This is a genomic window from Cytobacillus depressus (genome assembly GCF_008923245.1).
GTDB classification, from domain to species: Bacteria; Bacillota; Bacilli; order Bacillales; family Cytobacillaceae; genus Cytobacillus; species Cytobacillus depressus.
The window spans coordinates 667634-688356 of the sequence record NZ_WBOS01000002.1; the positions used below are offsets into that span (position 1 = coordinate 667634).

The 20723-nt window shown below is 37.4% G+C and carries 31 protein-coding genes; 26 read left to right on the forward strand and 5 right to left on the reverse strand.

Going from position 1 to position 20723, the window contains the following annotated elements:
• Nucleotides 1-14 precede the first annotated feature (14 nt).
• The 21 genes from F7731_RS08625 to F7731_RS08715 all read left to right on the forward strand — a co-directional run bounded on the left by F7731_RS08625 (nt 15) and on the right by F7731_RS08715 (nt 15648).
• Nucleotides 15-1157, forward strand: coding sequence for a phage portal protein (locus F7731_RS08625; protein ID WP_151534352.1), 1143 nt, complete (start codon nt 15-17; stop codon nt 1155-1157).
• Nucleotides 1158-1162: 5 nt separating this feature from the next.
• Nucleotides 1163-1948: a head maturation protease, ClpP-related gene (locus tag F7731_RS08630; RefSeq protein ID WP_151534435.1), complete on the forward strand. Its 786-nt coding sequence runs from the start codon at nt 1163-1165 to the stop codon at nt 1946-1948.
• Between the two features lie 6 nt (nt 1949-1954).
• Nucleotides 1955-3115: a phage major capsid protein gene (locus F7731_RS08635; protein ID WP_151534353.1), complete on the forward strand. Its 1161-nt coding sequence runs from the start codon at nt 1955-1957 to the stop codon at nt 3113-3115.
• 13 nt (nt 3116-3128) lie between these two features.
• A complete protein-coding gene (locus tag F7731_RS26415) occupies nt 3129-3299 on the forward strand; it encodes a hypothetical protein (protein ID WP_170289658.1) in 171 nt (56 codons plus the stop codon).
• Nucleotides 3299-3595, forward strand: coding sequence for a hypothetical protein (locus F7731_RS08640; protein ID WP_151534354.1), 297 nt, complete (start codon nt 3299-3301; stop codon nt 3593-3595). The genes F7731_RS26415 and F7731_RS08640 overlap by 1 nt, the downstream gene beginning before the upstream one ends.
• Nucleotides 3582-3932 (forward strand): phage head closure protein, encoded by a 351-nt coding sequence (locus F7731_RS08645; RefSeq protein ID WP_151534355.1) that lies wholly within the window; start codon nt 3582-3584, stop codon nt 3930-3932. The genes F7731_RS08640 and F7731_RS08645 overlap by 14 nt, the downstream gene beginning before the upstream one ends.
• Nucleotides 3932-4354 carry an HK97-gp10 family putative phage morphogenesis protein gene (locus tag F7731_RS08650; RefSeq protein WP_151534356.1) on the forward strand — a complete coding sequence of 141 codons (423 nt, stop codon included), beginning with the start codon at nt 3932-3934 and terminating at the stop codon, nt 4352-4354. The genes F7731_RS08645 and F7731_RS08650 overlap by 1 nt, the downstream gene beginning before the upstream one ends.
• Before the next feature lie 4 nt (nt 4355-4358).
• A complete protein-coding gene (gene gp17 / locus F7731_RS08655) occupies nt 4359-4733 on the forward strand; it encodes a tail completion protein gp17 (protein WP_151534357.1) in 375 nt (124 codons plus the stop codon).
• 5 nt (nt 4734-4738) lie between these two features.
• Complete coding sequence (locus tag F7731_RS08660) at nt 4739-5314, forward strand: hypothetical protein (protein ID WP_151534358.1); 576 nt, start codon at nt 4739-4741, stop codon at nt 5312-5314.
• A gap of 52 nt (nt 5315-5366) precedes the next feature.
• Complete coding sequence (locus F7731_RS08665; RefSeq protein ID WP_151534359.1) at nt 5367-5705, forward strand: hypothetical protein; 339 nt, start codon at nt 5367-5369, stop codon at nt 5703-5705.
• A gap of 32 nt (nt 5706-5737) precedes the next feature.
• The gene (locus F7731_RS08670; protein ID WP_151534360.1) at nt 5738-5995 is read left to right on the forward strand and encodes a hypothetical protein; all 258 of its coding nucleotides are present in this window, start codon (nt 5738-5740) and stop codon (nt 5993-5995) included.
• Nucleotides 5992-9930 carry a phage tail tape measure protein gene (locus tag F7731_RS08675; RefSeq protein WP_151534361.1) on the forward strand — a complete coding sequence of 1313 codons (3939 nt, stop codon included), beginning with the start codon at nt 5992-5994 and terminating at the stop codon, nt 9928-9930. Before F7731_RS08670 ends, F7731_RS08675 begins: the two co-directional genes overlap by 4 nt.
• Nucleotides 9927-10814: a phage tail family protein gene (locus tag F7731_RS08680; RefSeq protein ID WP_151534362.1), complete on the forward strand. Its 888-nt coding sequence runs from the start codon at nt 9927-9929 to the stop codon at nt 10812-10814. The genes F7731_RS08675 and F7731_RS08680 overlap by 4 nt, the downstream gene beginning before the upstream one ends.
• A 2-nt stretch (nt 10815-10816) precedes the next feature.
• Nucleotides 10817-11929, forward strand: coding sequence for a siphovirus ReqiPepy6 Gp37-like family protein (locus F7731_RS08685; protein WP_151534363.1), 1113 nt, complete (start codon nt 10817-10819; stop codon nt 11927-11929).
• Between the two features lie 5 nt (nt 11930-11934).
• Nucleotides 11935-13251 (forward strand): hypothetical protein, encoded by a 1317-nt coding sequence (locus F7731_RS08690; RefSeq protein WP_151534364.1) that lies wholly within the window; start codon nt 11935-11937, stop codon nt 13249-13251.
• On the forward strand, nt 13248-13547 hold the full coding sequence (locus F7731_RS08695) for a hypothetical protein (RefSeq protein ID WP_151534365.1): 300 nt from the start codon (nt 13248-13250) through the stop codon (nt 13545-13547). The genes F7731_RS08690 and F7731_RS08695 overlap by 4 nt, the downstream gene beginning before the upstream one ends.
• 50 nt (nt 13548-13597) lie before the next feature.
• Complete coding sequence (locus F7731_RS26420; protein WP_170289659.1) at nt 13598-13762, forward strand: hypothetical protein; 165 nt, start codon at nt 13598-13600, stop codon at nt 13760-13762.
• A 170-nt stretch (nt 13763-13932) separates the two neighbouring features.
• The gene (locus tag F7731_RS08700; RefSeq protein WP_151534366.1) at nt 13933-14241 is read left to right on the forward strand and encodes a hypothetical protein; all 309 of its coding nucleotides are present in this window, start codon (nt 13933-13935) and stop codon (nt 14239-14241) included.
• Nucleotides 14242-14364: 123 nt separating this feature from the next.
• Nucleotides 14365-14670, forward strand: coding sequence for a hypothetical protein (locus F7731_RS08705; RefSeq protein WP_151534367.1), 306 nt, complete (start codon nt 14365-14367; stop codon nt 14668-14670).
• On the forward strand, nt 14670-14903 hold the full coding sequence (locus tag F7731_RS08710) for a holin (RefSeq protein ID WP_151534368.1): 234 nt from the start codon (nt 14670-14672) through the stop codon (nt 14901-14903). Before F7731_RS08705 ends, F7731_RS08710 begins: the two co-directional genes overlap by 1 nt.
• A 13-nt stretch (nt 14904-14916) precedes the next feature.
• Nucleotides 14917-15648: an N-acetylmuramoyl-L-alanine amidase gene (locus F7731_RS08715; RefSeq protein ID WP_151534369.1), complete on the forward strand. Its 732-nt coding sequence runs from the start codon at nt 14917-14919 to the stop codon at nt 15646-15648.
• Nucleotides 15649-15663: 15 nt separating this feature from the next.
• Here the strand turns inward: F7731_RS08715 and F7731_RS26425 are convergent, their stop codons facing one another.
• From F7731_RS26425 to F7731_RS08725, 3 genes are read right to left on the reverse strand one after another with little or no spacing between them, the layout of a single operon-like run.
• Nucleotides 15664-15834: a hypothetical protein gene (locus F7731_RS26425; protein WP_170289660.1), complete on the reverse strand. Its 171-nt coding sequence runs from the start codon at nt 15832-15834 to the stop codon at nt 15664-15666.
• Nucleotides 15835-15890: 56 nt separating this feature from the next.
• Nucleotides 15891-16253 carry a YhjD family protein gene (locus F7731_RS08720; RefSeq protein ID WP_151534370.1) on the reverse strand — a complete coding sequence of 121 codons (363 nt, stop codon included), beginning with the start codon at nt 16251-16253 and terminating at the stop codon, nt 15891-15893.
• The gene (locus tag F7731_RS08725) at nt 16254-16580 is read right to left on the reverse strand and encodes a YolD-like family protein (protein WP_151534371.1); all 327 of its coding nucleotides are present in this window, start codon (nt 16578-16580) and stop codon (nt 16254-16256) included. It abuts the gene before it with no gap.
• Nucleotides 16581-16685: 105 nt separating this feature from the next.
• Here F7731_RS08725 and F7731_RS08730 point away from each other — a divergent pair, with 105 nt between their 5' ends.
• Complete coding sequence (locus tag F7731_RS08730) at nt 16686-16910, forward strand: WYL domain-containing protein (RefSeq protein WP_151534372.1); 225 nt, start codon at nt 16686-16688, stop codon at nt 16908-16910.
• Nucleotides 16903-17130, forward strand: coding sequence for a LexA family protein (locus tag F7731_RS08735; RefSeq protein ID WP_151534373.1), 228 nt, complete (start codon nt 16903-16905; stop codon nt 17128-17130). The genes F7731_RS08730 and F7731_RS08735 overlap by 8 nt, the downstream gene beginning before the upstream one ends.
• 69 nt (nt 17131-17199) lie before the next feature.
• Here F7731_RS08735 and F7731_RS08740 read toward each other — a convergent pair whose 3' ends face one another.
• Together F7731_RS08740 and F7731_RS08745 are read right to left on the reverse strand one after the other, a co-directional pair.
• Nucleotides 17200-17745, reverse strand: coding sequence for a hypothetical protein (locus F7731_RS08740; RefSeq protein WP_151534374.1), 546 nt, complete (start codon nt 17743-17745; stop codon nt 17200-17202).
• A complete protein-coding gene (locus F7731_RS08745) occupies nt 17742-17951 on the reverse strand; it encodes a helix-turn-helix transcriptional regulator (RefSeq protein WP_151534375.1) in 210 nt (69 codons plus the stop codon). Before F7731_RS08745 ends, F7731_RS08740 begins: the two co-directional genes overlap by 4 nt.
• Before the next feature lie 612 nt (nt 17952-18563).
• Here F7731_RS08745 and F7731_RS08750 point away from each other — a divergent pair.
• The 3 genes from F7731_RS08750 to F7731_RS08760 are packed head-to-tail and all read left to right on the forward strand — an operon-like array spanning nt 18564 to nt 20546.
• Complete coding sequence (locus F7731_RS08750; protein ID WP_151534376.1) at nt 18564-18749, forward strand: cupredoxin domain-containing protein; 186 nt, start codon at nt 18564-18566, stop codon at nt 18747-18749.
• Nucleotides 18746-19924: an FtsK/SpoIIIE domain-containing protein gene (locus F7731_RS08755; RefSeq protein WP_170289661.1), complete on the forward strand. Its 1179-nt coding sequence runs from the start codon at nt 18746-18748 to the stop codon at nt 19922-19924. The genes F7731_RS08750 and F7731_RS08755 overlap by 4 nt, the downstream gene beginning before the upstream one ends.
• Nucleotides 19905-20546, forward strand: coding sequence for a hypothetical protein (locus F7731_RS08760; protein ID WP_151534378.1), 642 nt, complete (start codon nt 19905-19907; stop codon nt 20544-20546). The genes F7731_RS08755 and F7731_RS08760 overlap by 20 nt, the downstream gene beginning before the upstream one ends.
• The last annotated feature ends 177 nt before the right edge of the window (nt 20547-20723 follow it).

Genomic DNA, 20723 nt, shown 5'->3' on the forward strand with positions numbered 1-20723 from the left:
GGTGAAAATGTGAAATGGGATTTTTAGATAGCGTATTAAGACGCAATAAGGAACTTGAATCGATGTTTGATCTTGATTTATTTTCCGAAAACGTTCCACATCGAGCTTATTTAAAAAAGATGGCTTTAGAAACATGTATAAACTTTATCGGCCGGACGATAAGCCAATCTGATTTTAGATTTATGGAGAATGGAAAGCGACAGCTAAACGATTGGCATTATTTGATGAATGTTAGGCCAAACACAGATCAATCCGTAGCAGATTTTTGGCAGAGGTTTATTTATGAATTAATACATGAGAATGAGGTTCTAGTCATCTTATCAGATAACAATGATCTACTGATTGCTGATGATTTTACCCGAAATGATTATGCAGTTTATCCTGATGTCTTTACTGATGTTACTGTCAAAGACTATACTTTCAAACGCTCATTCAAGATGGATGAAGTTATTTACCTTACCTACAACAATGAAAAATTATCAAAATTTATGGAAGGTATGTTTGAAGATTTTGGTGATTTGTTTAGTAGGATGATTGAAACAAGCAAGAGGGCAAATCAGATCCGCGGTACTGTAAGTATTGATTCCACACAATCCCTTAATGAGGAAAATCAAACCAAGTTACAGAATTTTATCGATAAATTGTTCAATGCATTTAAGAATAATCTGGTTGCCATCGTCCCGAAATTAAAAGGCTTTGATTATAACGAGGTCTCTAAGGGTGATGTTAACGGAAAATCCATCGAAGAGATTATTAAACTCAAGAAATCCTTAATTGATGATGTTGCAGATATTTTGGGCATTCCTAATGCTCTGATCCATGGGGAATTATCGGAGTATGAAACTAGTATTAAGGCATATGTGAAGTTCTGCATTGGACCATTAATAAAAAAAATCTCTGATGAGTTGAATGCAAAGTTAATTGAAAAAGAGGATTATCTTAACGGTACAAAGGTAGAGGTCCGAGGTGTTACTGATATGAATGTTATTGAGAATGCTGAAGCAGTAGATAAACTAGTTTCTTCTGGAGCTTATACTCGAAATGAGGTTAGGGTGAAATTTGGTGATGAACCTTCCGATAATCCGGAATTAGATAAGTTTGTCATCACTAAAAACTATCAATCTGCTGAATCTGTGGAGGGAGGTGAAAACGAGTGAGAAATATGACTAAAGAAGATTTCTTTAAGTTATTCAAAAATCAGTCGTATACTGAACAATTAAAAGAAATCCCACAAAAGTTTAATGTCGTCCACAATGAAGAAACGAAAACTAGTGAGATTACAATTTACGGTGTTATCGGTACATCATGGTGGAGTGATAGTTTTTCCGCAAGTGACATGGACGAGGCTTTAAATCAAGCTGGTGAAAACGATATTAAAATTCATTTAAATAGCCCAGGCGGCGATGCCTTTATGGGAATTGCTATTTACAATCGTTTGAAACGTCATGAAGGAAAAGTAACAATTTTTGTAGATGGATGGGCTTGCTCAGCTGCTTCAGTTATTGCAATGGCAGCAGATGAATTAATCATGGGTCTTGGATCGATGATGATGATTCATGAAGCAAGCAACATTGTGTGGGGTACTAAAACTGAAATGAGAAAAGAAGCTGACATTCTAGATGAACTAGAAGAGGGTATTATTGATATTTACATGACAAAAGCAAATGTTAGTCGTGAGGAAATTCGAGAGAAGGTTGATGCTGAAACTTGGTTCAGTGCTAAAAAGGCTGTTGAAATCGGCTTTGCTACTGAAGCAAAGGGTACTGCATTAGACGATGATATTACTGCAAGTAATTCAGTTTTAGGTGATGAACAAAAACGCCAAATTATGAACGAATTAAAGAATATTTTAAAACCAAATAACCAAGAACAAGAACCTTCTCCAACTGCCACAACAACTGTGGAAAATGGAAAAGGTTCTTTTAATTTATTAAAAAAATGGAGGTAACGAACTATGGTTATGAAATTAAAAGGCACAATGAAAAATTTTAAAGAAAAGAAACAAGCGTACATGAATGTTATGAAAGCTGAAAATTCAACTCCTGAACAGTTGGAAACAGCATTCGATGAAATGTTTACTGCCCTTCAATCAGATTTAACTGAACAGATTACAAATGAAGCTCGCAATGAAGTACATGATGCTCAAATTTTAGCTGCTCGTGGCCAAAATGTATTAACGTCAACAGAGCGCACATTCTTTAACGAAGTTATTCATAGCGGTGGCTTTGCAGAAGATACGATACTTCCAGTAACTACACAAGAGCGTGTGTTTGAGGATTTAGTATCTCAGCATCCACTTTTAGATGTAATCGGATTAAAGGATTTAGGTGCAATTACTCGCTTTATTTATTCTGATCCGACTAAAGCATACGCATGGGGCGCATTGTTCGGAGACATTAAAGGTCAAGTGTCTAGCGCCTTCCATGAAGAGCAAATTGGACAATTAAAGCTTACTGCATTTGCTGTTATTCCAAAGGATATGCTTGAACTTGGTCCAGAATGGGTTGAGCGTTATGTTCGTACACTTTTAGTAGAATCCTATTCTGTTGGCCTTGAATATGGACTTGTAAATGGTCGAGGACCATCGAAAAACGAGCCGATTGGACTTATGAAAAATGTTAATAAAGATACAGGTGCGGTAACTGATAAAACATCTAGCGGTACATTAACATTCGCGCCATCCCAATTTGGTGAAGTTGTGGCTGGCGAATTACACGATGTAATTAAGGCGCTTTCTGTTGATGCTGATGGTAAAGCACGCAAAGTGTTAAATAAGGTAGTAATGCTTGTTAATCCAGTTGATGCAATCAGTGTGCAGGCACGTAACACGATTCAAACAGCCAACGGGCAATGGGTTACTTCTTTGCCATATAATGTCCAGGTTGTGGAATCAGAAGAAGTGCCGGAGAAGAAGGCGCTATTTTTCGTAAAAGACGCTTATTTAGCTGCTATTGCTGGTGGGTACAAACTTAACAAATTTGACCAAACTCTCGCGATTGAAGACGCAATGCTTTATACGATTAAACAGTTTGCTAATGGTAAGCCAAAGGATAATAAGACTGCACTTCTATATGATTTAGATATTAATTTCGCAGCAGGAACTCCGGCAGTTTAATAGGAGTGGTTAAATGTATAAAGTAATCAATGAATTTATAGATTTACAGAACGGGAATATCCACTATAAAGTAGGGGGTATTTATCCAAAGGGTGATTATAAACCTACAAAAAAACGTATTAGTGAGCTTTCTAAGGAGCATCCGAAATACAAATGTAGGTTTATCGAAAAAGTTGAGGAGTGATGTTTATGAGCATCACTGATACTATTTTAGAAGAATTCAAAGAGAGGATGCACTTGGGAGATCATGAAGATGAAAACCTAAGACGCATCCTTTCTGCGTCTAATGCTGACCTTAAAAGAATCTGCGGGGCTTATGACATTAATATAGATGAAGTGTTCAAGGAGCTTGTTTTTGAACGTTCCCGGTATGTTTATAACGATGCTCTAGAATTTTTTAATAACAACTTTTTGAGCCAGATTTATAGTTTAGCACTTGAGAAGGCTCTCAAAGAAGGTGATTCAAGTGAAACCATTTAAGTATAATCCTAAGAAAAATTCTGGGCGCTTTAGACATCGAATCAGTATACTCAAAGCACCTGGTCCCGATGATGTGGATGAAGTAGGACAACCATTAGACGATTGGATTCCTATTGCAGAAACATGGGCGGCTATTGAACCATTAAGGGGTCGAGAGTTGTTTACGGCTCAACAGGTAAACGCAGAGGTTACGGCAAGAATAACTATTCGTTATCGAACTGGAATTGATCGTACTATGAAGGCGATTTATAACGATAATGAATTTGAATTCTTGTATGTAATCAACACTAACTATGCAAATGAAGAATTGCAGATTATGTGTAAGGAGCGTCAATAATGGCTAGGCGAATGAGACAAAATAGCAATATGAGGATTCGAGTCGATGGGGTGGAGGATATTATTAGAGCTCTACAACGAGCTGACGAAGCGCTACAAAAAGAGCTGCATGATCTTATCTCGGAATGCGCCGAAATCGTCTTTCGTGAAGCTGATGCACGTGTACCTATTTTATCCGGTAAGGCAAGAAACACTTTGCGAATTGAAGTAGGTAAAAATGACAAAGGTGTTTTCTATGCTAATGTTGTCGTCGGAAACGGTACGGGAAAAACCGATCCATATTACATCACATTCTACGAGCTCGGTACATCGCGCCAGGAGCCTAGACCATTCATGAGACCTTCTTTAGATAAAAGCAAATCGAAGATAAGGGCTCACCTTATTGCAGGCTTGAGAGCAGCCATAGCAAGGCAAGGGAGTTGATAGCTTGCTAGAAACTGATTTAGTTAATTATCTTAAAAACTACCAGCCATTAAAGGATTTAGTTGGTGGTAGAATTTATCCCGGTGTTATACCTGAAAATGGAACGAAACCAGCTATAGCATACAACGAAATATCGGCACCAGGTCATCATGACATTGATGTAGCGTTCCCGCGTTTTCAGTTTTCTTGCTTTTCTACTAGATACACAGAGGCGAAGCAAGTTAGAAAAGAAATTGAAAATGCTTTAAAAAGATTTAAAGGTAAAATGGGCAACACTCGTGTAATTCAAGGTGTTTCTGCAGGTAAATACATGTTATACGAAAAAGATACAATGTTGCACAATGCAATTATTGATATAAAAATTATTTATTGGGAGTGAATGCAATGAGGAATATGACAACGGTACAACAGAAAAGTACAATCCGTTTTGGCTCAGCAAAATTCGAAGTAGGGGAAACAGAGGAAACACTCATTGACCTTGGTGCTATGAGAGGAATATCTTTCGAAGAATCATGGGATGAAATCCAAGTGAAATCTGATAACGCTGGAGTAATCACGGCAGGAATCACGAATCATACAGCCAAGATTGCGGGCAACTTGATGGAGATTAATCTTAAAACACTCCATGTACTTCGTGGCGGAATCGATAAATATGAGGAAGTAGCAGCGGATTCTCAAGCGGGTAAAAAGGCGGCTATTAAACTATTGTCTGGCGGTCTTAGCACTTTCCAACCTAGAATTGTTAAAATCACTAACTATAATGATAAAAATGAAGCATTTAGCATCAAGATATTCAAAGCGAATGCGGCAAGCGGTTTAAATATCACCTTCCCTGAAGCTGACGGAGAAGATCCAGCAATGACTCCGATTGAAATGACAGGAACTTTAGATGCAGAGCGTGATCCGGGTGAGCAACTATTCGAAATTTACGACGAGCAAGGAGTAGTACCAACAGTTTAAGCACTCATTTTATGGGTGCTTTTTTATATTGAATTGAAAGGATGGAATAAAAATGGCTCAAGAAATTCTTGATTTAGATAAATTAATCCCCGAACAGCGCATCATTCGACTAGCAGGAAAAGAAATCGACGTTTCAAAAATTCCCTCTCGAGTAACATTAGAAATTGCTAAGAAATCGGATGTTTTAAAAAGTGGTTCAGAAGAAAGCTTTCCTGTTCTATTAGATTTAGTGGTCAAAATATGCAAGCCGTCACAACCAGATATTACGTCTGATTGGATTATTGACAATACTAGCCTTGATCAACTTCTGGCATTAGTTGAATTTATTCTTAAACCAATTAAAGATCGAACTGATGGTGAGGGAAAAAACGAGGCAAGCCCCAACCAATAGAAATGGGGCGTATATTAGCGAGAGTAGGCAGTATGTTTGCTTGGGCAACCCCGGATTACATGCTTGATTATATGTCCTTAGATCAAATTTTCATGTATTACGATTTCGGCCTGGAACATGAAGAAAATAAATCAATCATCTTGGTCAATCGCATTGCGGTTGGCCTTTTTGGTGTTGAAGAAGAGCCGAAAAAGCAGAAAAAGGACTACAATGATACACCGGACCGGGAAGCTTTTTACAAATATTATGGTGATCGTATTAAACGTCCAGAGAAGCGAGGTCAACCATGAGTTTATTAGGTAATTTAACCGTTGGGATATTAGGGAATGCGAGCGGAATGTCTAGCACATTTACTCAAGCTCAAAACCAAGTGAGGCAGTTTGGTAGACAAATGCAAAACATCGGAAGCGATTTAACAACTATTGGTTCAACTCTCACTGCTGCAGTTACTTTGCCTATTGTCGGTTTAGCTACTGCATCGGTTAAATCAGCAATTGATTTTGAAACAGCATTTGCAGGTGTTCGAAAAACCGTGGATGCGACAGAAAAGGAATTTGCTCAATTTAAGAAAGAAATCCTTGAAATGTCCAAAACAATACCTGCAGCGGCTACAGAAATTGCCATAGTTGCCGAAGCGGCCGGACAATTAGGGATTAAAAAAGAAAATATCATGGGATTTACCCGGACTATGGTTGACCTGGGCGTTGCAACAAATATGAGTAGTGATGAAGCAGCTACTGCTCTTGCGAGGTTAGCTAACATCACACAAATGCCACAGGATCAGTTTGATAGATTAGGAGCAACGATTGTAGACCTTGGAAACAATTTAGCTACAACGGAATCCGAGATTGTGGCTATGGGATTAAGAATTGCTGGGGCGGGATCACAAGTTGGGTTAACAGAAGCACAGATTTTAGCCTTTGCAGGAGCACTATCTTCTGTTGGTATTGAAGCGGAAGCAGGAGGAAGTGCTTTTTCACGAGTAATGATTGAGATTGCAAACGCATCGGCAAATGGTGAGGATGCAATAAAAGCTTTTTCAGACGTTGCCGGAATGTCAGCAAAAGACTTCCAGAAACTTTTTAAAGAAGATTCTGCAGGAGCCATTATTGCTTTTGTTGAAGGTCTCGACAAAATGAGTAAGGAAGGAAAAAATGTTTTTGGAGTCCTAGAGGATTTAGGTTTATCAGAGATTCGAGTTCGTGATGCATTGTTACGTGCCAGTGGTGCAGGAGATTTATTTAGAGAATCTCTTGAAATTGGTACAAAGGCTTGGGAGGAAAATGTAGCACTAACAAAAGAGGCTGAGGAAAGATATAAGACCACAGCATCACAATTTCAGATCTTGTGGAATCGAGTTAAACTCATTGGCATCACAATAGGAGATGCACTTATTCCTGCTTTATTGTCCACTTTGGATGCGATGTCACCTTTGTTAGACATGTTAGAACAGGCGGCAGAATGGTTTAAGAATCTTGATCCAGCTATCCAAGTGATCATTATCGCAATTGGTGCTATAGCAGCAGCCATTGGCCCTGTCTTAGCTACATTGGGATTAATGATAACCGGAATTGGTTCTGCTATAACTGCTTTTGCAGGACTAAGCGGAGCCATTGGAGGAGCAGGGGGAGCAATCGGGATATTAACTGGACCAATTGGAATAGCAGTAGCGGCAATAGTCGGACTAGGAGCTACCTTAGTCGCATTGTGGAAGAATAGTGAGACATTTAGAGATTCAGTGACAAATATCTTTAACAAAGTGAAAGATGTTGCCGTTCAAGCCTTCGGGATTGTCGCTAGTTTCATAGGTGAAAAAATTGCTCAGATTAAGCAGTTTTGGGATGAGAATGGAACGCAGTTTTTAGCTGCATTCGAGAATGTATTTAATGGAATTATGGCGGTTGTGGACTTTGTTATGCCAGGAATACTCTTTATTGTTGATATGGTGTGGACTGCTATTAAGCAAGTAATTGATGGCGCGTTAAATGTAATCATGGGCTTAATTAAAGTGTTCAGCGGGCTGTTTACCGGAGATTTCGGCAAAATGTGGGAAGGGATTAAACAAATATTCTTAGGAGCAATTGATTTAATCATTGGCTGGATGACCCTAACCTTTGTGGGAGGTCTACGCACATTACTTACTAATCTAGCTAAATTAGGAGTCAATCTTGTAAAAGGTATGGCTGATGGTATTGTAGGACTCTTTAAAGCTTTCACCACTTCCGGACAAAATCTAGCAAAAGGATTTGTAGATAGTGTAGTAGGGTTTTTCCGGAACTTTGTTGATGCGGTGATCACTCTCTTCAATCTTTTTAAAGCAAGAGGGGCGTCCACATTTGAAGCATTTAGCGGCGTTGTTAAGTCTATATTTACCTCCCTAGGAAATGGATTAAAAAGTTTGTGGGAAGGCTTAATTAGCTTTTTGATAAACGGCGCAACCATGATAAAGAACGGAATAACGACTGCTTTTAATGCCATGTTAAGCTCAATCAAGTCGATTTGGGGAACTGTCAATACAACCATTCAAAATCTTTGGGGAAAGGTCATGGCTTTCTTCCGTGGCATTGATCTTCGTCAAGTCGGTAAAGACATCATAACAGGACTTGTCAATGGTATTGGATCAATGGCTTCAGCTGTGTGGAATAAAGTGAAAGAGATTGCTGATGGAGTTAGTAAAACCATCAAAAAAGTTCTCGGAATTGCTTCCCCATCCAAAGTTACTACAAAGCTAGGAGAAGAAACTGGAAAAGGATTCGCAGATGGGATTGGTAAAAAACAAAAAGAAGTGGAAAAGGCAGCCAAGAAAAACGCACAAGCCGCAGCCAAGAACTTTAAAGAAGCTCTAGATGCTGCTAATTATCGTTTTAAAATCGGAGAAGTTGATGCTGTTGCTCACATTAAATCGCTAGAAAAAGTACGTGCTAATTATGCAAAAACTCCCGATCAGGTACGCAAAGTAAATCTAGCAATCCTAGACCTTGAGAAAAAGTATGTGAAAGAACTCGAGGCTCTTCAAAAAGAAAAATTCGATTCATCTAAGAATTGGATTGATAAAAAGAAGCAAATGAATGAGTTGCCTCTTGCTGAGGAATTGGCAGCATGGGAACGAGTCCAGGCTCGATTTAAAGTCGGTTCCAAGGAACGTGAAGAAGCGGAGCAAAATATTTATCGAGTGAAGAAGGAAATCCACGATAAACTCACAGCTCTAAATGATGAATACGTAGGCAAAATGCAAGAAATCAATCAAAAGTTGATCGAAGGTGAAAGAGCTCTCAATGATGAGTATAGAAAAGCTGTTGAGGACCGCACAAGGTCATTGTATAGCTTCGCAGGAATATTTGATGAGATCAAAGAAAAGGCAGATGTGTCTGGCCAGCAGTTAATTGAGAATCTTCGCGGTCAAGTTACTACGTTTGCAGAGTGGTCTGCCAATATTAAAACTCTCGCTCATAGAGGAATAGATGAAGGGTTACTTGCTGAATTACGCGGTATGGGTCCACAAGCTGCAGCAGAGATTGCTGCTCTTAACGGTCTAACTGACAGCCAACTTCAAGAGTACACAGAGCTTTGGAGAACAAAAAATGAGATGGCTCGTCAACAGGCGACAGAAGAACTTGAAGGTTTAAAGAAAGATACTCAAAAGAAAATTGAAGAGCTTCACGCCAACTCAGCTACACAATTGGAAAAACTTCGGGTTAAGTGGGATTTGAAAATAAAGCAAATTAGACAGGGGAGCGTTGGCGAGTTTAACGCTATGAAGTCTAGTCTTACTCAAATTGGTAAGGATTCAATCAATGGGATGATAAATGGACTTTCTTCGATGGAAGGTGCATTAATGGAAAAAGCTAAATCAATAGCGGATGCTGTAGCTGCTACAATGAGAAGCGCTTTACAGATTAAGTCTCCATCAAGAGTTATGGTGCAAATCGGAAACTTTGTGGGAGAAGGACTTGTGATTGGGTTAGATGATATGGTTTCAATGGTTACTAACTCTGCTAAAAAACTTGCTTATGCAACGATTCCTAACGTCCCTAATATAAAAATACCAAAAATCAATGCTTCAGGTGGAGTGAATGCTGGTTCAGGACATACCCCGTTTACAGGAGGAGGGCTTATCCAAAATATCACAATAAATAGTCCAAAACATCTTTCACCAGCTGAAACAGCACGAAGGAATCTACAAGTGTCACGCCAATTAGCAATGGAAGCGGGGCTCTTAAGATGATAAAAGAAAAATTCATATTCATAAATTCGAAGGGGCAAAGCGTTGAACTTGGAAACGCAGCCCCTTTTATACTGCTTAATCATGAAGGTACTGGGGGAGCAAGAACTGATGTACAAATGAGAAAACTAGCTTTTCAAGATGGACAGACATTCACAGGTGCAAACTATTCAGAACGACCAATAACTTTATCCTTCTTAATTAAAGCTCAGTCCCAGGAAGAGCTATTTAGGAATAGGGCACTTATTTCTCAAGTATTGAATTCGATGCTAGGACTAGGCACTTTACAATATGATTTTGGATCAGGGATCTTAGAAATAGATGCTGTTGTAGAGAATGGACCAACATTTCCTTCTGGTGAAAGCAATAGAGATAACACCTTTCAAGTAGCTGTTGTTGATTTAATTTGCCCATCACCTTTCTTCCGAAAGCTTGAAATTCAAAAAACAGAAATAGCTTTGTGGGAATCAAACTTCGAATTTCCTTTAGAGATACCGTTAGATGGGATTGAAATGGGGATTCGATCTCCTTCACTGATTGTTAATGTGCAGAATGATGGACAAGTACCTATTGGATTGATCATTAAATTTAAAGCACTTGGTACTGTAAGAAATCCTTCCTTATTTAACGTCAACACAAGAGAATGGTTTAAATTGAATCGAATAATGACAGCTGGTGAAGTAATTACAGTTAACACAAATCAAGGAAAAAAGCGAGTGGAGTCAACCAAAAATGGAGTGGTTTCAAACATCTTTAACAACATGGTTTTCGGAAGTAATTTCTTGCAATTAGACATTGGAGACAACTTGTTCCGATATGATGCTGATGAAAACCTTGATGCTTTAGAAGTAGATATTTATCATACTCCACAATATGCAGGGGTGTAGCAATGGACATCTATGTGTTTGATAAGTCATTTAATCTACTAGGAATTATCGATAGTTTTGAGTCGTTAATTTGGGATAGAGAGTTTTATAAAACTGGCTCATTTAAACTGCATGTAACTCTTCCTGATTTAGATAAGTTTGCTGCGGAAATAATATCACTTCTTCAAAAAGGCAATATAATCATGAAGGATGATAGTCCAGAAGAGGCAGCCTACATCGAAGACATAGTCCTTGATGATGAAGATTCCGAAACTATAGAAGTCAGCGGTTTCTTCATAGATAACTTTATTTCAGAACGGATTGTGTGGGGACAACAGTCCTATACAGGAAACATTGAAGAAGTTATAAAGCTGTTTGTAAAAATGAATGCAATAACTCCAATTGATCTTAATCGGATTATTCCAAATTTAATGTTATCTCTTAACAGAGGAATTAGTAAGCCAGCAAATGAGGTTAACTCTTACGGAAATTTAGCTGATCTAACAGAGGAACTTGCTCTCAAATATGAAGTTGGCTGGCGTGTTCTTTTTGATTTAGAAAATAAAAAATTTTTGTTTGATGTATATGAAGGGAAGGACTTATCCGTTAATCAAACTGTAAATCCTCAAGCAATCTTTTCACTTGAATATGAAAATATACTTAAACAATCATTCAAGGATTCTTATGCGGGATTTAAGAATGTGGCCTTAATCGCTGGTCAAGGTGAAGGCGCTGAAAGGAAATTGGCTGTAATTAACAACAATGTAACTGGCTTTGAGCGCAGGGAGTTATTTGTAGATGCTCGTGATATTTCGCTTGAAAAAGAGGATGATACCCCTATTCCTGAAAACGAATATGAAGCTATGCTCGTTAGTAGAGGGGAAAGTAAACTAGCTGAACTACAACCCATTCAAACATTTGAATCGGGTATTTCTGTATTGTCTAATCTTATTTATAAACAAGACTTTGATTTAGGGGATAAGGTGACGATACAGAACAACCGGTGGGGAATAACACTTAATACAAGAATTACATCAGTAAAGGAAATTTACGAGAAGAACAATAAGGATATTCAAGTCAATTTCGGCAGCAATATTCCTACATTAATAGATAGAATTGCACAGAAGATGAGGTGATTTTTATGACAATTAAAAGCGGAATTTTTAACAGTGTGAATGGTGATAGGCGATATAAAGCCCAGGACTTTGCTTCCTATTTCGCCATGTTTATTGCTAACGGTGTTTTTCCCAATCCTTCTAACGGATTTCAAGTTATGGCCAATAACATTATGACCGTAAGTTTAAAAGCAGGAAAGGCATGGATTAATGGTTATTTTACTACAAATGATTCTGACTATAACTTATCAATAGATGTAGCAGACGGAGTTTTAAACCGAATAGATCGCATAGTTTTACAATTAAACTATTTTAATCGAGAAATAATTCCCGTTGTTAAAAAGGGAACTTTCGCAAGCACTCCAGTAGCTCCAACGTTAAAAAGAGATGCAGATGCTTATGAAATAGCTCTGGCTGACATTTATGTTGGTAAAGGGATAACGAGCATTACACAATCCAACATAGCTGATCTAAGGCTAAACACAAGCCTTTGTGGAATCGTCCACGGTACTGTTCAGCAAGTTGATACAACAACCTTGTTTAATCAGTATCAAAGCTGGTTTGGCGAGTTTACTACAGCTAAGCAGGCAGACTTTGTTGCTTGGCTTGCTACGTTACAAGATATTTTGAGCGGAGATGTAGCTGCTAATTTGGCTTCGCGAATTCAAAGTTTAGAGCAAACTATCAATTCCCATTTAGAACATTTTACGCAGCTAAAAGAACAGGTTGAAAACATGGAATTAACCGCAGAAAACGTCACTACAACCGCAGGAAGCAATGTACAAACGGAACTTGATAATTTAAAGTCCGATACTGACAATAAGATAAATTCCGTCCGTGACGCTATTGTCAGTAAAGGGGGTGTCGTCACGGGCAATCCACCGACTGCGGCACAGTTGGTGGCAGGGGTGGATACTCTTGAATTGGCTTATTCTCCAAAGGCATCTATTAATGTACTTGCTTTTCAAAGAGTGGATGGAAGGTATACATCTACTAAAAATGAAGAATTTACAAACTTTTGGAAAGCTACTATGAGAATGAATGGTAGTATAAGAGTTCGATTATTTGGGACAAGGTTACAAAATTTTTGGTATGATTCGACCCCTACACAATACGGGATTGTAGCACTTTATCTAAATGGTGTTTCGGTTGCCGGTCCACCTGCAACTGGTTATACAGCTTATGTAGACATAGACCTCAACATAAAATCGGGGGATGTATTAGAGGTTCGAGGGCGTTCCATTTATGGAACTTTGTCTTATGGACAAGCGAGATTTGAGCAAATCGATATAAGGGTCGAAAAGCCTGTACCTATATTTATGGATGGAGTTGAACCTGTGTGAATCTGACTATTCAATATGAAACTGATGTACAAAGGGAAAACATTATTAACGAAAAAACTTCGGATGGTTTGTATTTTATAGGTGAACAAATAAACTTTGATGATAAGTTTCTTGTATTTTCACCTAATCCTTTAGTGATTGAAAAAAGGATTGTTTATACAGAAGTTCCAAAAGAAGAGTTTGATTTATTGAAAGAGGAAAACACTTTATTAAAAGCACAAAATCAAACACTTACGGATAGAACGGATTTTCACGAGGACTTAATCGCTGAAATGGCGATGCTTGTCTATTCATGATAGTCCGTTTTTTAATACAAATTTTAATAAAAATAATTGGAGATGATTTAATGATGGCATTATTATTTGCACAAAGAGTAATTTTAGGAAAAACAGCATTTGAGGATGTACCAAACAGTTTAAAACCACAAGTTTATGAGCACCTAAAAGATAGCGGTGTAGAGTTTTTAGCAGGTGATTATCAACCACCGCCAGAACCAATCAATGGAAATTAGAATGAAAACAACAACATTAACACCCATCGTGGTGTATTTTTTATGCAATAAAACTGGTATATAAACACTTACCTAGCAAGTAATTAAAATGTAAAGTGATTGTAATCGGGATACCCTTGCTGTTAGGATTTTTTACGTATAAACTTTACCTACTACAAGGAGTGGTAAAGTTGACAGAAGTAACTATAGACAAACTAGCATTTAAGAAAAGTTTATCAATAATTGAACAAATGAAACTGAAAGATTTCATGTTTAAGTGGCTCGGTAGACCAGAGGAAGGAATAGATAATATTCTTCCGCTTGAATACACACAAACTGTCTTTGCAAAGATGGAGACACCTTCGGATACAAACTTTATGACCGAAGGTAATGAAACTTTAAGGTATGTCACAATAACTGAAGATAATCAGATTGTCATAGGGGTCTTAGATGCCAATGACGAGTTGAAATTTAGAATATTATATTTAAAAGATCAATAGGGAACATTACCTTTATAAGAATTAAAAGCATTAAAAGTAATTGTGTATAAAGAGTTAAATTAATAAATGTGTGGGGACTGAGAAATTCAGTCCTCTTTTTATTTTGTAAATGGATGGTGAGTTATGACGGTAAATATTGGTATATTAATAACTGTCATAGGTTTTGTTTGCACTATTCTAGGTGCTGTGATTGGTATTTTGACATTTGCCAGAAACCGGGACAAAGATGTTAAAAGCGATGCTTCAAGAAACGCTGTAATAGAGACTAAATTAGATAACATTAATCAATCTGTTAATACGATTGTTTTAGACTTAAAAACAAGTGAGCTTCGCTGGGCAACTACAGATAAAGAGGTTGTTCGAATAGATGAAAGCGTAAAATCCGCGCACAAAAGAATTGATGCTTTAGAAAAGGAGAATGATAAATAATGTTTGAGATTACAATAATCATAGCTGTCGTTTTAGCACTAACAGAATTAATTAAGCGACTAGGTTTTATGCCAGTAAGATACTTACCTGCAGCATCCGTTTTACTTGGATTGCTAGCGGGTATTATTAATGTAGACGTGCCGACTTTGCAGGAAAAAATTATGTTTGGTTTAATGATTGGTTTGTCTGCAGCTGGCTTGTTTGATCAATCAAAAATTGTCACTAAAAAATAAGGTGGTGATCCAGATGATTAATATTTTTATCGATCCAGGGCACGGTGGAACGGATCCAGGGGCAGTCGGCAATGGCTTGCTCGAAAAAGTGCTAACCTTAACGATTTCTAAAAGAATTAGGGATATACTGACTCAATATGAAAACGTTCTGGTCAAATTAAGCCGAGAAGACGATCAAACATTATCACTTAAACAACGTACTGACATGGCTAACGCTTGGGGAGCTGACTATTTGCTATCGGTGCACATCAATGCTGGAGGCGGAACAGGATATGAGGACTTTATCTATCCTGGATTAGGTGGAGCAACTGCAGTATTCCAAAATGCCATTCATGAAGAGATTATGAAACAAGTAGATTTTTTCGATCGTGGAAAGAAGCAGGCAAACTTTCACATGCTTCGTGAATCAAAAATGCCGGCTTTGCTAACTGAAAATGGTTTTATTGATAACTCATCGGATGCTGCTAAATTAAAACAGGCTGCATTTATTGATAAAATTGCACAAGGTCACGTAAATGGTCTTGATAAAGCATTTGGATTAAAAAAGAAGGAGGAAACAAAAGTGGAGGTTGCGGCTGTGGTGGAACCTAATGCAAAAGTATTGTTCAATGACAGTAATCCAATACCGGCCATTATTAAAGATGGTAGGACATACGTGCAAGTTAGGGAGTTTGCAGAGCTCTTAGGTTTAAAAGTTATCTATAATAACGAGAGCAAAACTACAAAATTATATACCGTTAAATAAAAATAAAAGCCCTTCTCACTTGAGAGGGGCTTCTTCTCGTACTGCCTTTTTAGCCTTTGCAATTGTCTCCTTAAATTTCTCGCCTTTAGCATGCACTGTAAATGTTTTAGTCTTGGCGATAACTGTCACTTCTTTCTTTGTAGCAAAAATATGATATGCAACCCCGTTCTTTTTAAATGCAAGCACCCATATCCCTCCTGCCTAAGTATTCGATACCCAGGAAGAAAGTCCTTGTGACAAATTTATGAATTCAATCGTTTATATAAATAATGTTCAAGCAGCTCATTCACCTTGTTCCGGATCCGGGGATTAAAGTAATTATGCTGCTCCTCATAACCTTTATAGAAAAACATAAATTGCGTAAATGTATCATCACGGCCGGTCTGCTGCAGTTTCATGTTACCTTTGCGCATATTCTCCTTTGTAACTTTAAAATCCCTTTGTACGGCCTTAATTGTTTCCTCCACAAGATTTAGATATGGCTGCTTTAGCTTGAAAGGTGCTTTATCAATTATAAGGCGGTCCTTTTCGAGCACAGTTAGTACCATTGGAAGATACATTGCTTGCTCAATTATGTCTCGATCATCATTTGGAATCCTGGTCATTTAAATCCTCTCCGCCCCAGTAATATTACCAATCATTATTCGTTCATTTCTTCCTTCGATTTCTAATAGTATGTACTTCATTAACTGATCCACCTTGCTTACCACTCCTGAATGATATTTAAAATAACCCTCCTGCCAAACAGTTAACTTAATTTGTACTAAATAATTCAATGATTCCATAACGATTACGCCTATTTCTTCGAATTCCTGTTCATCAATTACAGGCTTCTTCAATTTCTTTCCGTCCACATAACATTTATTTAGCATTGATATATGTTCAGGCATGAAGAACCCTTTCCATTTTTTTAATCCACGGTCACGAATCATTTTATTCATCTCCTTAATTTTATTATACAAACATTTGTTCGAGAATCAACTTGAAAAGGAACGTTCGTTCGTGTATGGTTTTAATAAATAAAGGAGGATTGCAGCATGAATCGATTACTCATAAGAGCTTGTGAAGAGAAATTCCCAGTCGAAATAATCTATTGTAATAAAGACAACGTATTTTCAAAAAGAACCATATCGGTAAGAGCTATTAATGATAGCTATATAAAAGCTTTTTGCTTAATTAAAAAGCAAACAAGAATCTTTAGGGTTGAGTCGATTCTTGCTGTTGCTCTATTAAAGCAAAAAGGGGATCGATATTATGCATAAGGATAAATTAACAAAGAGGCAGTTGGAGATTTTTGCTGCAATAAACACATATGTAGATGAACATGGTTATGCTCCTTCAGTTAGAGATATTGGAAAAATGGTTAATCTGGCTTCATCATCCACAGTTCAAGGATATTTGGAAAGATTAAAGTTAAAGGGTTATATAACGTGGCTTCCTGGGCAACCAAGAACACTTAGAATAATAAAAACCGCCTCTTAATGAGACGGTTATTTTTCACTTTCTTCAAACTCCATAATGGCTTTATGGGCAGCCATGGCCATGTCACCATTATTTACTTACTGCTGGATGCTCCCAATATTCATCTGCAATATTTGGTATCTGATTATAGACAAAGTTTTTAAAGTTTATTTTATCAAGAGTTTCTTTTGAGATTTCAACTTTTGCAATTGTGCCATCTTCGGAATTTCCGTACTGATCAACTAGCGGAAAAATAATCATGAAGAAAATTGTTTCAATCTCGTTTTCATTTTGCAACTCTTTCAATGTAGATGTAATGCTATTCAGCATGGTTGTTTTCATTCCAATACTATCCTTGGCATAGACCTTTACGTTGACCCGGGCAGATTCATCCACACCTTTTATTGCTTTAATTTCCTGCACACTATCCTTATCATTAAACTTTTTACCAAAGCCTTTGTGTAGCGCGGCAGTCACTTTATCCTCGAGCGTTAACTCTTTTTTGGGTTCTTCCTTCTTTATCTCCTCAACTTTCAGCTTTTCTTCCTTTGGTTTATTAACTGGTTCCCCTCCGGAGTATTTTTGGCATCCTGTTAAAAGGGCGGCTGCCATTAATAAAAGTAATAACTTCTTCAAATTCCTTCCTCTTCCTCTCCATATATTAACTGATCAACTGTAATTGATAGCTCTTTAGCTATTATAGCCGCAGAATCTAATTCGGGCTGGGTTTTATTTTTCCTCCACTTCGAAAAGGTTGTTTCTGATACTCCGCAAAGCTTTGCGATATGCTTATTTTTCATTCCTCTCTTTTCCATCCAGTAGTCGAGCTTATTCTCAAACATATGTATCCTCCAATCCTTAAATAACCAATTCCACAAGATTGCTTAAAAACCTTTCAAATAATAATTTGATAAAAATTTAATTTTTCTTTGATGGACAGGCAATATCACGAAATTATGGGCATAGGCTATTAACACGAAAGCTACACAGTATCTATTTAGTACCAACCTAAGTTAATTTAAAGTTTTTACACAGTAGCTACTCAGTAACATAACCTCGGTTGTACAAGAAGAAATCAAATAATCAAGCCAAAAACAAAATTTGTTAAGAGGGAGGCGAAGCCGGAAGGCCTGAAGAGGGGGTCCGGGGGAGATTGAAAATATTTATAGGGGGTGATAGTCATGAATGTTTGCAATGAATGCGGAGAAATTGCATTGTGGTTAGATCCTGATTGTGGTTGGTGCAGAGATTGCAACGGAGCTTGTGTGGAATGTACGAGAATTTACCAAGTGGATATAAATGGTCTGATGAAGACTTAGAAGAAATGGAGGAATGGTAATGCACACATGTGAAAATTGCGGAGAAGAAACCTATCGTATACATGGGATTTATAGTAATGCCTTTGATGGCTGGCTTTGTTTTGATTGTTACGATGAGTTGAAGGGGGAAGAATAATGTTTTCAGCAGGCTTATTATTATCAGCTGGGACAACGGTAGTCATTGCAGTAACAGATAAAGTATTAGAGGAAACAGGGATTCATTGGTTAGGAACTATTTTAAAAATAGCTATTCCCTTAACAGCTATGGCGCTTGGGGTTTATTTTCTTGAAACTAATGCGTTGTTGAGGTGGTTAAGGTGAAACTAATCCAAACCCTAAAGGCTCGAAATAAGCTCATTAAAGCATTTAAAGAAGGCGGGATTTATAAAACCGTTGGAACTGATGAAAGAAAGATATTCCCTAAAATTCATCAGATTCCTAATGGCCAATATGACTATTATGTTTTTACCCTTCCTAATGGTGTGGATCCAAAGTTGTTAAAAAAGAAATTCTATGTCTTTCAGCAGATATTCGGTGATGGGGTTTATCTGGATGGAGAGTTTAAAAAATTTACTTTAAGCATTAAGGAAAGCAAGAAAATACCTGAAATTATTTATGACTACCCTAAGCTTCTCGAAATCATCAAAAAAGAAAATATCTTGCTGCCAATAGTCTGTGGAGGAGATGAGAACGAAAAACTTAGGATTTATGATGCAACCAATAGCCCGAACCTTTTGATATACGGTGAACCAGGCAGCGGCAAAAGCTCCATCTTACACGTTATCTTGTCTACTTTAATTCAATACTATTCGACTGATCAGATTCAATTGTATTTAGCTGATTTCAAAATGAGTGAGTTAAACCTATATGAAGGTGTGGAGCATGTAAAAAGCATCAGTTATCTTACAAAGGATTTTGCACCAGCTTTAACCCATTTAAAAAAGGAATTAACTAAACGTGGCCAATTACTCAAGGACCACAAAGTAAGACATATTAACAAGCTACAAGATGGACAGAAACCGCCCTATATTGTTCTTTGTGTGGATGAGTTTGTAATGATTAAAGATGACGATATAATGACTGATTTGCTCCAGATTGCAAGCCTAGGGAGGGCTTATGGTATTTATCTAATCTTATCTATGCAGCGCCCTTCACACCGTATTCTTTCCACAGAGGTAAGAGGCCTGTTATCAGTGAGAATGGGTTTTAGAACTGTTGATAAGCGTAATGCATTGATTGGGGAAACCCCGGGAAGTGAAAAAATTAGTAAGGATCAGCCCGGAACATTTCTTTTAAACCTAGATGAACTAGCAGAACTAAGAGCGCCATATCTAAACGAGGATAAAACAGAAAAAATTCTTATGCCATACAAAAAGGCTGATTGGAAGAACCACAACTATAAAAAGCAAGAAGTGATTGAACGGCCAGAGGAAACTAAGCAGCAACAAGCATTAACTGAGAAGGACGTGTTTGCAGATGTCATTGACCAATCGTGACAGAACAATAATTAAGGACCTCAATAAATTTCGTGTTATGGATAGGGATAGTATAGCAGAGATTTATTTTTCAAAAACAAAAGATCCCAAAAAGTCGGCCAATAATGTTTTATTAAGATTGTTACGAGATGGCGAAATCCAGCGGTCAACAGCGTTTACTCCATACGTTTACTTTGGACCCGATGTCAGTATAAAACAAAATTCACAAAAGATAGGGCACTTCCTGGCTATCTTAAATGTCTATAAGGAAATAAAGCGGCTGGGCAACCTTGGAACATTTTTAGTTGAACCTAAGTATGGAAAGAAGGGAATTGTGGAACCGGATGTATTCTGCCAATATAGAAAGACTAATTTCTTCATTGAAGTTCAAAGGACCGTTTACTCAGATAAGTTAATGAATGAAAAATTAGATAGATATATCGATTTATATAATAGCGGAATAATGGCAGCGCCTTTTCCACATGTATTGATTCTTAGTGATCAGCGCTACGGAATCGATGGAGAGTACCCATTTCAAGTATTCCAGGCAGAAACATTTACTCAGTTTATTAACGGTTTGAAAAAAGAAGAGCCAGCACCGATAAAGATAAAAAGTGCTGGCTTGAAATTAAGGATAGGTTAATTTTATAAAAATAATTTTGCACAAATTTTGCATAGTTGTTTAGGATACATACGCATAATGCTGGTGTGCCAACGTCTTCGTTTATTTGGTTCGATTCCCAGGCAGTCCCGCCAAATTATCAATTGAAACAGTTTATAGTTATAGAGCATTTCCTTGTAAAGGGGAATGCTTTTTTAT